Annotated in this window: 12 protein-coding genes and 1 rRNA gene; all 13 read right to left on the bottom strand. The window is 35.5% G+C overall.

The annotated features are described in order from the left end of the window. Positions 1-147 (bottom strand): 16S ribosomal RNA (locus tag BLQ66_RS09745); the annotation flags it as partial. A gap of 556 nt (positions 148-703) precedes the next feature. Next, on the bottom strand, positions 704-1,477 hold the full coding sequence (locus tag BLQ66_RS09740) for a CvpA family protein (RefSeq protein ID WP_074521991.1): 774 nt from the start codon (positions 1,475-1,477) through the stop codon (positions 704-706). 35 nt (positions 1,478-1,512) lie between these two features. Beyond that, positions 1,513-2,763, bottom strand: a complete 1,251-nt coding sequence (locus BLQ66_RS09735; protein ID WP_074521990.1) for a DUF5711 family protein — start codon at positions 2,761-2,763, stop codon at positions 1,513-1,515. Positions 2,764-2,776: 13 nt separating this feature from the next. Beyond that, positions 2,777-3,871 carry a hypothetical protein gene (locus BLQ66_RS09730; protein ID WP_074521989.1) on the bottom strand — a complete coding sequence of 365 codons (1,095 nt, stop codon included), beginning with the start codon at positions 3,869-3,871 and terminating at the stop codon, positions 2,777-2,779. Positions 3,872-4,094: 223 nt separating this feature from the next. Next, a complete protein-coding gene (locus BLQ66_RS09725; RefSeq protein WP_074521988.1) occupies positions 4,095-6,383 on the bottom strand; it encodes a hydratase in 2,289 nt (762 codons plus the stop codon). A 72-nt stretch (positions 6,384-6,455) separates the two neighbouring features. Further along, positions 6,456-6,872, bottom strand: a complete 417-nt coding sequence (locus tag BLQ66_RS09720) for an HIT family protein (protein WP_027431021.1) — start codon at positions 6,870-6,872, stop codon at positions 6,456-6,458. A 113-nt stretch (positions 6,873-6,985) separates the two neighbouring features. Then, positions 6,986-8,011, bottom strand: coding sequence for an SCP2 sterol-binding domain-containing protein (locus BLQ66_RS09715; protein WP_074521987.1), 1,026 nt, complete (start codon positions 8,009-8,011; stop codon positions 6,986-6,988). Positions 8,012-8,079: 68 nt separating this feature from the next. Continuing rightward, a complete protein-coding gene (locus BLQ66_RS09710) occupies positions 8,080-9,684 on the bottom strand; it encodes a DUF6382 domain-containing protein (protein ID WP_074521986.1) in 1,605 nt (534 codons plus the stop codon). After that, positions 9,684-10,157, bottom strand: coding sequence for a TadE family protein (locus BLQ66_RS09705; protein WP_074521985.1), 474 nt, complete (start codon positions 10,155-10,157; stop codon positions 9,684-9,686). The genes BLQ66_RS09710 and BLQ66_RS09705 overlap by 1 nt, the downstream gene beginning before the upstream one ends. An 11-nt stretch (positions 10,158-10,168) precedes the next feature. After that, the gene (locus tag BLQ66_RS09700; protein ID WP_074521984.1) at positions 10,169-10,627 is read right to left on the bottom strand and encodes an A24 family peptidase; all 459 of its coding nucleotides are present in this window, start codon (positions 10,625-10,627) and stop codon (positions 10,169-10,171) included. Positions 10,628-10,640: 13 nt separating this feature from the next. Then, positions 10,641-11,540: a TadE family protein gene (locus BLQ66_RS09695; RefSeq protein WP_180364716.1), complete on the bottom strand. Its 900-nt coding sequence runs from the start codon at positions 11,538-11,540 to the stop codon at positions 10,641-10,643. A gap of 89 nt (positions 11,541-11,629) precedes the next feature. Continuing rightward, the gene (locus tag BLQ66_RS09690; protein ID WP_074521982.1) at positions 11,630-13,822 is read right to left on the bottom strand and encodes a DUF5702 domain-containing protein; all 2,193 of its coding nucleotides are present in this window, start codon (positions 13,820-13,822) and stop codon (positions 11,630-11,632) included. Further along, the gene (locus BLQ66_RS09685; protein WP_074521981.1) at positions 13,803-13,970 is read right to left on the bottom strand and encodes a Flp1 family type IVb pilin; all 168 of its coding nucleotides are present in this window, start codon (positions 13,968-13,970) and stop codon (positions 13,803-13,805) included. The genes BLQ66_RS09690 and BLQ66_RS09685 overlap by 20 nt, the downstream gene beginning before the upstream one ends. Positions 13,971-13,987: the final 17 nt, after the last annotated feature.

Here is a 13,987-nt window from a genome sequence, read left to right as displayed (position 1 = left end):
CAGGTTACCCACGCGTTACTCACCCGTCCGCCACTCAGTCAACAAATCGTCATCCCGAAGGAATCGTGATAAGTTGCTTCGTTCGACTTGCATGTGTTAAGCACGCCGCCAGCGTTCATCCTGAGCCAGGATCAAACTCTCATAAAAAGTTTTACCTTAGCTTAGTTCTGAACGAACTAGCTTAATAGTTTCGTTTCCGTTTAACATTACTGTTATTAAGGATAATCATTTCAAAACAAAATTGTTTTACGATTGATTACTCGCTTGAATATTTCAAAGAATTTTCAAGGTTGTCATTCTGTTCAGTTGTCAAGGTTCTTATCTTCAAAGCCTCGTGTTTACTGGCTTTGTTGATGTTTTGTTGTCGTTGCTGTATCGCAGCGACTTGTATATATTATCACCACAGTTCCTTTCTGTCAACACTATTTTTCTAATTTTTTGCGATTTTTTTAAAGTTTTTCAAAAAAATCAAAGAAAGCCAGTATTTATCAGGCTTTAATGGTGTTTTTCAAAAGAATATATACATTTTTACAAATCACAATTTAAAGATTCGTGTTTCTATTATAATGATTTTTCTTTTCTTTTTCAATTAAAAAAATCACATCTAACTCGCAATTAATAGGTTTTTAATCCTATGTCTACGAGCTAGATGTGCTTATTTACTAGCTTATATTTTTTGTTTTGAATTAAAGCGACACATTTTCTAGAAGATTCTAGTAAGTAATAATGTATTTAGTGGGTTGTGATTATATAAGAAGGCTAGTATTGCATTTTCATTAATATCTAATAATAGATTAGATGCAAACTCTGTGTTTCCAAGAGCTGTTATTACTATAAAGAATAACCATACTATTATTAAGCCTTCACATAAACCAACTGCTGCTCCAAGGATTTGATTAGCTCCTTCTACAAATGGAATCTTAGCAAGGATATTAGTAAATGCTAAGATCATTCTGATTATAATGTAGAGAACTACAATTAATATCATGTATACTAAAGCGTTAAATACAATATTTGTAAGGCTTGTAGCTGCAATGTGTAATGTAATATCTCTTACACTTGTTGTGCCATACTCAGACATTGTTGATGCCATATCTGAAGATGAGTTATTTGAAAGAGCTTTTACAAGTGAATCTGGTAATTCGAACTTCTCACCGATTTGTTCAATGATTTCATTCATCTTATCAGAGATTTGTGTAAGCTTTGATGTATCTATTGTCTGATTAGCAAGTTCATTGGATGTGAGGTAAGAATTTACCGCCTCATTCTCTCCTAAAATTTCATAGAAGGATTGTTCCATCTTGTTGTCTAAATCAGAATTGTTTTTAATTGCTTCTGTAATAATTGGGGCAAAAATTGTTGTTACTAAAATACTTGCGATTAATGAAACAATTGAAAGCGCAATCTTTAACACGCCTTGAGCATAACCCCATATAGCAAATCCAACCAAAATAGCTAAAATTATAACTACTAACATTTCTTGTCCTCCCTTAATTTATTAATCTGAAAAGATTATTTTAGTTTTATAGTTTGTATGTAATTTCTATTAATTATAACATACTTTCCTTTTTTACCTAAGCAAACCACATCTGAAATTGTGGAATCAAAGGAAATATTTGCTAAAACCTTTCCCTTCATATTCATAACACAAAGAGATGAGTCATTGTTTAAAACAATACTTGAATCATCAAACTGGATTGTGTCATAGTTTGTGTCAAACGTTGTTTCACATACCTCATTACCTGATGTGTTATAAACCACTAATTTGTATAAATCGGACGAATCCGTGTTATCTGTAACGATACCAATGTATTTGTCGCTATAAAAGATTCTTTGAATTTCTTCATCTATACTAATCTTTTTTAAAAGCTTTGGTGTTTCTTTTACCTTATATAGGCTGATGCTATTCTCGCTTACTGCCACTGCAAGTGTATCTGTAAGGAACTGCACATCTCCAACAATTGTTGAGTCGAAATCATAGCCGCCTACAACTCTTTCAGTTTCATTTTTACCAACTTCAGAGAAATTATAGAATACGATGTTGTTCTTAATTTCTTCTCCACTTACATATATGTAAGCTGCCATAAGTTTTGTACCATCATCTGTAATGCTTACATCAAATGGATAGCCATCTCCGGAAAGCGTTGTCTTTACGCTATAGATTTTCTCACCGGATTTGTCATACATATTAATATAGTTAGCGTTGTTATCTTCAAGAACTGCAACCACTAAGCCATCCTTTGCTACTTCCACCTGGGAAATTGTAAGGGATGTGTTAACTTCACTTATGTAACCTGACTTATCAAATAAATAAATCATGTTACCGTTAACATCGCCAACAGCAATAAAGCTATCGCAAATCTTAACCTGAGGTTTCTTCATGCTAAAGGTTTGATTCCATACAGCGGTTCCATCTAATGTAAAATATGAAATACCATCACTACTACATCTTAAATATCCATCTCCATAGGAAATGTAATCTGATGTTTCCACGTCTTCTCTACTTATTGACTTAGTCAATTTATATGAGGAATAAGTTCTATTATCCAAAATGTAAATAACTAAGAGCACTATCAAAGCAATTACAAATACTACTGCCGTCACCACCTTAAGCTGTGTGATTCTGTGCTGTCTTACTTTTTGACGTATTTCTTCCTCTGTGTAAATATCATTGCTATCCTCTGAATCTTTTTGAACTATTTTTCTAATTGGCGCATTCTTATCGCCATTGAATCTAGGTTTGCCTGATAATATGTCAGCCATACGACCTCCCTATTTATCTTAGTTCCTTAAATTCAGAAATTGCCTGACCAATTGTATCAAATTCATACTCTTTCATCATTTCTGCAAGCTCAAATAACTTGTCTTCATCATCTATGAATTCTCTTCCAAGATAAGATTCATAGTTATTAGAAATAAACATTTTCTGATCAGTTAATTTCTTTTCAAGAACTTCTCTTTCTTTTTTCTTGGATGCTAATAAATTTTTGTTTTCTTCAATTTTACCTGTATATCTGCCCTCAATTTCAGAGATAATATTAGTCTTAGTCTTTTGCTCAAACTCATCGCACGCAGCTTCTCTTTCGCTTTCGATCCTAATAATCTCGTTGTTGATAGCTTCTATTTTCTCATCATATGACTCTAGGCCATACATTTCTTCATTCTTATCTTTTTTAATACTATGTCTGATTTTTTCAATTTTGAATTCATTAATCTTAATGAGATTCTTAACTTCTTGTGCCTGTGTTATTAATTCTCTGTGATTAACCATAATTCCTGAGTTAACCTTCTTGTAGATGAGAATAACAATTAAAGCAACAACAAATGTATATAAAACAAGAAATATATCATCTATAACTGGGCTTATATAAATTCCAAATGGAATCAAGCCAAAAACAATAGCAACACATGCTACAAAGATAACATAATCTAACATAGTTTTCGAATTAAATAATGCTAAAAATAATCTTGAATTGCAAAATAGACTTACCTTTTCTTGAGCAAAGGCCTTTTCTATCTGACGCTTTAACTCTCTATTTTCTGTCTTTAAGTCCTGTGTTTCTGCGGCAATACGTTCCTTTACTCCTGCCATCTTAGCCTGGTCTCTTTTAGACTGAGCCTTCTTTAGTTTATTTTTTCTTGCTCCAACAAGTTTATCATAGCTCGCATTTATACTTGCGCTGCCTTCCTTTACACGTGATGTAACTTCTGTCTGAATATTTTTTTCTGCTGTATTAACTTCTCTAGATAAAGCTTTGATGCTTTCGTTCAACTCATCAAGTTCCTCTCTATTGTCGTTATACTCTGTTACATCAGATATAATCTGCTCTAAAATTTCTAATCCGCCATTAAGTATATTCTGGTCTGCCATAATATATTTCACTCCCTCTTTCTAAGCCAAAAGTGTTTTCTTATAAAGCTGATGGGAGACTCTCAACCGAGAATCTCCCTCATCCTTTATAAATTATATAAATTGTAACAATATTTTAAAACAATCGCAATTATAATCTGAAAGAAATTCAACTTTTTCTAAATTATTATGTCCATTTTTTGCAAAATTAAATTTGCCAATTAGCAAGCTAATTTATGGATTATTAGTGATGTGACTTATAGTAATTGATTAAGCAACCATCTAAAATAATCTGGCGCTCATCATCTGTAAGTTCATCCATCTTAAGTTCGAATTCCTTCATTCCCTTATTAACAACGTATGCCTTAAAGCTTGTAGCTTTCTTTGTGATTGCATCCTGTACATTTGGAATGAAAATGTAATCATCATTAGCAAATGGTAAATCACCCTTATCAATAATAAATGGCAACATACCCCAGTTAATAAGATTTGATCTATAACGCTTAGTTGCATATTCGTTAGCAATGTTAGCCCAACCGCCAAGAACCTTCTGACAAGAAGCAGCCTGTTCTCTAGCTGAACCATCACCTGGCTTAACTGCAAAGATTGTAGAACCAACACCTGTATTTTCCTTAGATACATCAAAGCTTTCCTTGATTGTATGCATGATTTCTCTTAATTCAGGTACTGCATCACCCATGCATTCTCCAGCTTCTCTAGCCTTTTCAGCCTTCTGGATTTCCTTAGCCTTTCCTACATATGCAGGATCTTTTCTTGAAAGAGCAAATTCTGCAAGACCAAGTGGATTTGATCTGTATGATGATGTTTCACCTGATGGAATAAGTTCATCAGTTGTTGTTACAGGATCATGGATCTCAGATACCACCTTAATTACAAGATTTTCTGGTAATGAAACCATATCTGGCCAATCCTTAATATTAGGGCCAAACTGAATTTCCTGACTTGGATCTGCAACGCCCTTGCTATCAAATACACGATTAGCATAGATTGAGCTATCGAAATGATATGTTGGACCGCTAAATTCTACATCTAAGTCTGTTGCTGAAGTTAAGTAACCCTTATTAGCTGCTGTTGCTGCAATAGAACGAGCATCCATAAGTGCAACTGATGCAATCTGGCCATTTTGTAACTTAGAACCTTCTCTGTTAGGGAAGTTTCTAGTTGAATGTCTAATTGAGAAGGCATTATTAGCTGGAGTATCACCTGCACCAAAGCAAGGTCCACAGAATGCTGTCTTAACAATAGCACCTGTTGCCATAAGGTCAGCTAATCTACCATTTCTTGCAAGTTCAACATAGATTGGTGTTGAAGCTGGATATACAGATAATGTAAATTCGTCTGCACCAATTGAGCGGCCCTTTAGAATATCTGCGGCTGCGCAAATATTTTCAAAACCACCACCAGCACAACCAGCGATAATTCCCTGATCAACATATAACTTGCCGTCTCTAATCTTATTCTGTAATGAGTAGTCAACCTGACCATCAAGACTTACTAAAGCCTTCTTTTCAACATCAGCTAAGATGTCCTTTAGGTTAGCGTTAACTTCTTCGATTGTATATGTATTACTTGGATGGAATGGCATAGCAATCATAGGCTTGATCTTTGAAAGATCAACGTATACAACTCCATCGTAGTAAGCAACATCACCAGGATTAAGTTCAGCGTATGACTGACTTCTTCCGTGAATGTCGTAGAATTCCTTGATTCTATCGTCTGTTCTCCAAATTGAAGAAAGACATGTTGTCTCTGTTGTCATTACATCTACACCGATTCTGAAATCAGCTGAAAGACTTGAAACACCAGGTCCAACGAATTCCATAACCTTATTCTTAACATAGCCATTTGCGAAAACTTCGCCGATGATAGCAAGAGCCACATCCTGAGGACCAACACCCTTAGCTGGCTCGCCTGTCATATAGATAGCAACTACCCCTGGCATGTTAATATCATAAGTTCTATTAAGTAACTGCTTAACAAGTTCAGGACCACCTTCACCCATAGCCATTGTACCTAGAGCACCGTAACGAGTGTGGCTATCAGAACCAAGAATCATCTTGCCTGCTTCTGCGAGCTCTTCTCTAGCAAACTGATGGATAACTGCCTGATGAGGTGGAACATAGATTCCGCCATACTTCTTAGCAGCTGTAAGTCCAAACATGTGATCATCTTCATTAATTGTTCCACCAACAGCACATAAACTGTTGTGGCAATTTGTTAAAACATATGGAAGTGGGAACTTCTCAAGTCCAGAAGCTCTTGCTGTCTGAATAATACCAACGAAAGTAATATCATGAGAAGTCATCTTATCAAACTTGATCTTTAACTTTTCCATATTACCTGATGTATTATGCTTCTCTAAAATTCCATATGCGATTGTGTTCTTTTTAGCTTCTTCTACTGAAACTTCTCTGCCAACCTTTGAAGCAACTTCTTTACAGACATCAACACCATCCTCAATAATGTCGACACCGTTTAAAAGGTAAGCTCCGCCTTTGCTTAATTTTATCATACCAACTTCCTCCATTTATAAGCACTAAAATAACATGTCTACAAAATTAGATATATTCAATATGGTAATAAATTACAATAAAGAAGAAACCTTTTTCTTAATTTCATCTATATCTGCTTGTGTAGCTTCACCTGGAGTCCAAGTCACATTTACAGAATCATTCTTGTATCTTGGAATAATATGCATGTGGAAATGGAAAACAGTTTGACCTGCTGCCTCACCATTATTCTGCACGATATTAAGTCCGTCAAAATCAAGTACCTGATTATATGCCTTAGCCACCTTAGTAGCTACCTTGAATATATGGGCTGCTGTCTCATCATCTAACTCATAAATGTTATCAAAATGATTCTTTGGTAAAATGAGAACATGGCCCTTAGAAGCTGGACTAGCATCAAAAATTACCTTTACAAGCTCATCTTCATAAATTGAGTTTGTCTCTATCTCTCCATTAGCAAGTTTACAAAAAATACAATCATCTTTCTTCATGTGCTTTCTCCCTTATTATTATTAGCACTTCCTGTATAGTACACATTTACCTACTGTACCCTACTAAAGTACACTTAGTATAATAACCTAAAGAAAGGGATATTACAATATTACTATTTTTGAAAAATAAATAATTCGTCTAACATTTTCAAATCCTTTAGATTGCCCTTTGCGGTCATGTCTCCTGCCATAAATGAGCGCTGGAAAGAGGTCTGTCCGCTGACAATTCTTTCAAAAGTTTCTTTATCCATTTTGCCAATCACATCTGCATCAAGCTTTTCACCAAAGCTTACCTCTATGTTGGAACCTGAGATTTCAATAACTAGTTTCTTGCTTGAAGAAGTATCTGTAATGCTTGTTTGCTCTTTCTTATCGCTGATTATTAGCATGTAACTTCCTAGGTATTTGCTGCTGTTATTGAAATTATTTTTCAAGACGTCGATGTAATATTGGTCGCCGCCCTTGCTTTCGCTATCATAGAGTTCCTTATACATTGCCGATAGATACTCGATGTCTTCTTTTTGAGTTTTTACAAATGTGTCGTCGGCCGCAAACTTTGAAAGCTGCTCATTTTCCTGCGGTGTTAGATGAATTGTATCTCGAAGTAGATTTTTCTTAATCATACTTGTGCTTGAGGGTAGTGTTAGAGCCTTCTTTGAGATGGTTCTGTATATATTTTCAGAAAACTTTTCAATGAAGGTGTTGTAATCTACATTAAATTCGAAATCAGAAACATTATCCACATAGGCACTTAGGCTATTCCCTAGTTTTCCACCAATGATCTCCCAAGAATTGTTAAAAGCGTTAACAACTTCTCTTTCTCCATAACATCTTGAAAGGACAACTGGGAACATGTAGACGTCTTCTACCTTGCTTTTATCTGCGTAGAGCCAGCAGCTATCAAGAAAATGTTGCATATAGCCGCCCATGCCTACCCATTCCACAGTGGTTGCAAGGACCACGCCGTCGCAATCGCCTATAGTTGAACCTAGTGAAGTGATTTTATTTTTTAATTCGTATAAATTGTATCTTTCAACCTTAACCTTTAATTCCTCTAAAATGTCCTGAATCTTTGAAATTACTGTTAAAGTTGGGTCATCAGCTAAACCTCTTCCGCCATAATAAATATTTACCCTCATAATCTATCCCCCAAATTCTTTAATTGTTCCAAAACTTTATTATTATTATCTTGAATATAGCATAAAGGCTAGCTTATTTCAACCTTAAAACTTACTGATGCTATAGTTATTATATCTCCATCCTTAAGAATTTTCTTTTCTCTAGTTTCAAGTCTTTCCCCGTTTAGGAAGCTTCCGTTAGAGGAATTAAGGTCTTCGAAAATGTAATCCTCTCCTTCTTTTTTAATGCTAGCGTGCATTCTGCTAACTAGCTTTGAGTCAAAGAAAATGTCTGCCACTTCCTTAAAGTTACCCATTACCATAGGGAATTTCTTTAGGGTGATTTCTTCTTTATCTAATTCAAGTTCTACATCTTCTGGATTTTTAAAAGCCATGTTTTTATGAACTGATTCAATAAGGCCTGTGCTGTCCCCATCAAGAATTAACTTGAATTTATTGGCATGTCTCTTTTTTACAAAATCCGAGAGAAGGACTGTATCAACGGAAATGTTATCCTCAACTTTAAAGGCTGTCTTAGATGTTGGATTTGTTTTAGTTGGACTTGTATAGCTGTACTCTGGCGCTGGGACTGGGGATGTTTTGCTCTTATAAGCGGCTGAGGCTTCTTTGTTTTGATAGTTTGTCTTCTTTTCTCTTGTCACATAAGGAATTTCTTCCTTTGTAAGGGCTGGCTCTGTCTTTAAGCTATCTAAGCTTTTCTTATATAAGTAGATACAAGCAACGCCCACTAAAAGAAATGCAAAGTTTAGGGCCTTTGGGATAGCAATTGGAATTAATCTTGGAGACAACATTTCTATTAAAGAAAGGATTGTAAAAATTATACCTGCTGCCAGAACCTTTTTATTGACCTCTAGTTTTTCCTTTTCAGGATCATCAATTAAGATTTCTTCCTTTGAAATTGTATCAATGGTTACCCCTTCCTCACTAAAGCCTTCATTATCATAAAAGTCATCCTGATAACTTCTATATTTTTCTTTAGGCTCCGGTGAATTATTTTCCACTTCCGGCTCTGTTGCATTTTCATAATCTGTAGTTTGAGGAGTGTCATTGTAGTCTGGCTCAAGAGCTTTTACTTCCTCTACAAACATCTTGTCGTGAAGTTCGTTGTAGAGCTTTAAAAGATTATATGGGTCGTAGCTATTAGAGAGAATATTTTGGTAAAATTCATACAAAAATACCACGCTAGTTTTATCCATGGAATGATCAAAGTGCTCTAAGACATACTCAAATACTGAGCGGAGATTATCTGTAAAGTTGGAGTTTTTCAAACTTGGTAGGTAAATAAAATTCAAATTTTTAGTGATGACATCCATGTAAATAAAGTTAGGGTCAAGTAGGACAAAATCAAGATCTAACATGTATTCATCTACTAGTCTTACCATTTCTGAGATGTTAGAGCAAAGTAATCTAACGTCTTCTAGTTTCATTTTCTCATATTCATAAAACTGGGCGAACTGCTGACGCTTGCTGATGTCATACTTTAAATAGTGTTTGTTGTTTACAGACGCGTTGCTAATCTTTAGGAAGTGATCAAGTCGATTTTTTACAATCATCTTAATCTGGTAATCCTCTTCGTAGCCCTTGTCTGTCTCGATGGTCATTAGGCTCTGGCCGTTTACTCTTTCGTATTCTATATTTAAATTTTCTTCGATTAGGTTTTTATTCATCTTCATTAATCCACTGCCTCCTTTAAGGCTTTAGTAATTCTTATCCATTTTTTCGGGTTGTTTACTGATATCATTTCACTTGTGTTTATGCTTTTACCCACGTAGGCTGTCACTAGAGGGAAACTTGCCTTCGCGGTGATTTTAATATTGTTATCTTTCTTTTGTATATTTATATCTGTGTCATTTAAGTAGAGAGTTTTTGCATCTATGTAGTCTTTGACTTTTGTGGCAAATTCCTCTTCTGTCATTTCATTCTTATCTTTAACTTCTGCTGCATTAATGTAGCGATATTCGTATTCGATTGCCGCTTGCTCTAGGGCGTTTCGCAAAATAATCCTATCATGCATATAAATTGCAACGCTTATGGAAATTATATAGACCATAAAAAATATGGGGACAATCACTGCATTTTCAAGGGTATAAACTGCCTTAAATCTAAAGTTTGCCAATGTCTTGATTCTTTTAAAAATTCCTTTCATCTTGCCCTCCTTTAATTAAAGTAAGCCATAGTGCTTATTAGGTAGCCAGCAAGTAAAAAGGGAATAAAGGGGATTGTTGCTTTTCTTTTTAATTTCTTTAGGGCTAGGCCTATGAGGGAAAAAACTGCTGCCGCTAGCATGGCAAGAAAGAAGCTAGAAAGGGCTATAAGAAAGCCGTTTGTTAGGGCTACTAAGCCTACTGTTATAGAATCTGCAATAGCAATTGCTTTGAATAAAAGAGACATAATAATTAGTATAAGCATGAATGATAAGCTTAAGATTAGCTCTTTTAAATCGATTTTGTCTTTTGTAAAAAATGGACATAGTAAATTTACTATCATCATTAGACCGTAGACTAGTAGCGCCCAAAGGCTTACTTCTTTTCTTTTTAAATCCATGTAGGATAGAATTGTTAAAGCAAACAGGCTAATTAACAGACCAAAATTTACTCTTATAATTTCTATTATCATAATTTACCTCTTCTTATTCTCCTGCGCATTTGCTGCAAGGTCTTCTGTTTGCCACACTAGATAGAGGTACTCGTAAAATGTCTCTATGTAGCTGGCTGCACTCTTCTGAGTTGTGATACCTAGTTCCGTAAGATGTGTAGTAGACTGTGCCGGAATTAATCTCGGCCTTACAAGAATCGCAAGGGTAATATTTAGCCCCCGATTGATTTCTCACATTTTCAATATTAGAAAAGCTGCTAGATAAAACATCACGCGTTAAATAGGTGCAACTTGCATCCCTATGATAAACTTCACCATCTTTTGTAATGTAGACATAGTCATCATCCTCGTCCCCGGCAAACTCCTCAAAGGCATCCTTATCCTCACCAAGCCAACCATCCGTTACAAGCTCCGTCTTCTTTTTAACTAGACTAAATCCGAATATATCAAAGGGATTATCAATTACATAATCTAGGCAAACTTTGATTTTAGAATTGTTATTTAAAATGGAACTGCGAAGCAGAACAAAGCCTGCATTGCCGCCAACTATATGGTTCTTACTAGCAAAATCACTGCCTAAATTGTCAATAAACATTCCAAGGAAAATACCATCATTAATTCCTGACATGGCAATTGCTTTTATGGTATTTGCGCTAGACTGTGTATTAGAATTGTTTGTGTTATCCAAGCTTGACTTGGTGCTTGTGCTTAAGCTGTTAAGATAATGTGCGTCTTCTTTTACATTTTCATAAATATAGGCGTAGCTAGAGCAGCGCCTTGCGGTTTCAAACAAAGCCGCGTTAATTCTTGTTTCTATGGCCACTATCTGTAGAAGGTAGATTATAGTCAAAATGGCAAATAGCACTATTGGGATAACTATAGCTCCTTCTACTGTGGCGCTAGCTTTTAAATATGCCCCTTTTAAACTTGGCATTAGTTTTTTTCTGATTCGGGGCTGATTGTTATCAATCATTAATCTGTATTTCCTTTCACATTTCTTTAAAGGGGCATATTCAAGCCTCATTAGTTAATATATGAATATGATATTTCTTGTTTGTAACTTGAAGTTTTACTGCTCTTTTTAAAGCTTGCCTCTCCCTTAAAGGAGACGATGTAATTCTTCATTCTAAAATCTGTGTGGCCCATGTCTATCATTTGTAATTCCATGGCGGCCATGGTGCCTAGATTTTTCTTAGATAAATTTTTTACAAGGAGCAACATTCTTAAATAATCCTCGTAGGCTAGACCTTTGTCGTCATTTTTATTATTGGTGAAATTCGAATCTAGAAGATTAGTTAGACTTAGTTGCCAGTTATCTTTTGTTTTTACTAGGGGAACTTTACCGCCCTTCATTAAGGTTCTTAGATCCATAATGCTCTCGCCATAAGCCCAGGCTGAAAGAATCAAATATTGTCCTGCTCTTACTGCTGCCTCGCAACCAGTAAAACCAACTAGGCTTAGGGCTAGGGTGTAGGCTTCCGCCTTTTTTGTGCTATCTGTTAAAAGGTAGGCAAGATTCATGCCCTCCCTAATCCCAGACATTTCAAATAGGGTTTTAGATAGATTTTCCTTATCTGACGAATTACCGCAAAGAATAAATTCAATCATATAATCTAATTGCCCTGTGTCGCTTTTTTTCAATTTTCCATCTTCATCTAAAAAGTCCGCCGCATCTTTAAAATGCATGGTTAGATACTCGTTATAGAAAATGTTATCTTTAGTGTCTTTTAAACTAATTTCCGTCTTTATCTCATCTCCTGATAAGCTATTAGCTAAATCCTTGTAGTTTATGCTCTTATCAGAAATTGTGGAAACATCGTCAATTATCAGGCCTAAATAGCCCTCCTGTAGAGTGGAAATGATTTTCTTGATTTTAGATAGACCAGATGATGAGGAACTAAAATCAATTTGTGAATAATCAAATTTTAAATTCTTATTAGAAATCTTTGAAAGATTAGATTTTATGCTATCTAGACTGCTTTTGTATTCTGTTATTTTATCTTTAGTTAATGTCTCTTTTATACAAGAAAGCTTATCCTCTGCATTGTTTAAATAGAGGTTGTTGCTTGTAATAGCTTCTTTAATCAGATCCACATTGCAAAGCTTTCTCTCGTTATTTTTAACGCCATTTTTAATTTCCTCATAATCTCCTGCAAAGCTATCGTAGAGCTCCTGCCCTAAACTCTCCTTATTGTTGGAAAGTTTTGTGGTTAAGTCATCCACGGATTTACTAGCAGTATCCTGAGAACTATAGTAGGCCTTAATGTAGCCCATGGCCTCCTCATTGGCCTTCTTGGTATCAGTTATATATTCTTCTAGCTTGTCATAATCTCTTTTAAAAATATTGGCATAGGAATTATTTCCATTGGCATTACTTTCCTCATCCGTAATTAATTCAAGCTCCTCAAGGCAGATATACATATCATCTACGATTTCCTCTAAATTAATGTAAGCATAATCACTTGAATTTAGCAGCTTATAAACTTTGTCGTTATCAATATTTGCATTGCTCATGGAAATCTCTCCGTAAATCCCTCGCTTAGCGTAGGATTTTTTAGCAAGCTGGGGCTTTCCATTTTTAATAACAACTCCATCATCTGTGGTATCAATACCCTCCACCACCTCAAGGAGGCGCAATACATTTACATCAAGCTCCACTAAATCCTCTTCAAGCCCTGCCATATCCTCAGAAATTTCCTTAGTGGCCTCGGCTCGCTTCACTTCTTCTTCTGAGTTCTTAAATGAATCCACAAGATCTGAATAAATTCCATACTTCATGTAGCTAAGGATTTCCTCGTAAACTCCCTCGCCGCAATTACTTGTGGCATACTGATAATCCGTGATATTTAGGCCATCGAGATAGACTTTTGAGGAGACGTCTGAGAGGTTAGTGTTTATGTATTTACTTAGCTTGGCCTCGTTTTTACTGGCATCCTTTAATAAAAATATGCCAAACTCCTCTAGACAGTCGTTGTGATAGGCTGCAAAGACCGACTCTGCAGAGAGAATGCAAGCCTGCTTAATCTGTGTATTTAGCCTGCTATCTGCTGCCGAGCGAACTAGGGTTATAAGTAGGGACAAAACAATAGTGATTGAGATACTCGCAAGAATTGTGATTTGGGCCGTAAGGGTTTTCTTTGTAGCTTTACATGAGCCACTGTTTCTGTCCTTGCGGTTATCACAAATCTGGTAAGGCTTAAATATTCTTTGCTTCATCTGACATGTTCTTTAAAAGAGTCTGAACAAGGCTTGTGATCTGTGTTTTGAAAATGCTAACAAGGCCGATAAGTACCACAATAATTAGCACAACCTCAATAACTCCCATTCCATCTTCTTCCTTTAAAAAATTCTTAAATCTTTTCATTTTTTCTTTTCCTTTCG

The sequence above is a fragment of the Lachnospira pectinoschiza genome, assembly GCF_900103815.1.
GTDB classification, from domain to species: domain Bacteria; phylum Bacillota; class Clostridia; order Lachnospirales; family Lachnospiraceae; genus Lachnospira; species Lachnospira pectinoschiza_B.
Note: the sequence above shows the minus strand (reverse complement) of the source record. Positions and strands in the feature narration are given on the sequence as shown.

Bases quoted from the DNA above. Each gene is read 5' to 3' on its own strand.
- BLQ66_RS09740 (WP_074521991.1), bottom strand. From the start codon at position 1,477: ATGTTAGTAGTTATAATTTTAGCTATTTTGGTTGGATTTGCTATATGG.
- BLQ66_RS09735 (WP_074521990.1), bottom strand. From the start codon at position 2,763: ATGGCTGACATATTATCAGGCAAACCTAGATTCAATGGCGATAAGAAT.
- BLQ66_RS09730 (WP_074521989.1), bottom strand. From the start codon at position 3,871: ATGGCAGACCAGAATATACTTAATGGCGGATTAGAAATTTTAGAGCAG.
- BLQ66_RS09725 (WP_074521988.1), bottom strand. From the start codon at position 6,383: ATGATAAAATTAAGCAAAGGCGGAGCTTACCTTTTAAACGGTGTCGAC.
- BLQ66_RS09720 (WP_027431021.1), bottom strand. From the start codon at position 6,872: ATGAAGAAAGATGATTGTATTTTTTGTAAACTTGCTAATGGAGAGATA.
- BLQ66_RS09715 (WP_074521987.1), bottom strand. From the start codon at position 8,011: ATGAGGGTAAATATTTATTATGGCGGAAGAGGTTTAGCTGATGACCCA.
- BLQ66_RS09710 (WP_074521986.1), bottom strand. From the start codon at position 9,684: ATGAAGATGAATAAAAACCTAATCGAAGAAAATTTAAATATAGAATAC.
- BLQ66_RS09705 (WP_074521985.1), bottom strand. From the start codon at position 10,157: ATGAAAGGAATTTTTAAAAGAATCAAGACATTGGCAAACTTTAGATTT.
- BLQ66_RS09700 (WP_074521984.1), bottom strand. From the start codon at position 10,627: ATGATAATAGAAATTATAAGAGTAAATTTTGGTCTGTTAATTAGCCTG.
- BLQ66_RS09695 (WP_180364716.1), bottom strand. From the start codon at position 11,540: ATGCCAAGTTTAAAAGGGGCATATTTAAAAGCTAGCGCCACAGTAGAA.
- BLQ66_RS09690 (WP_074521982.1), bottom strand. From the start codon at position 13,822: ATGAAGCAAAGAATATTTAAGCCTTACCAGATTTGTGATAACCGCAAG.
- BLQ66_RS09685 (WP_074521981.1), bottom strand. From the start codon at position 13,970: ATGAAAAGATTTAAGAATTTTTTAAAGGAAGAAGATGGAATGGGAGTT.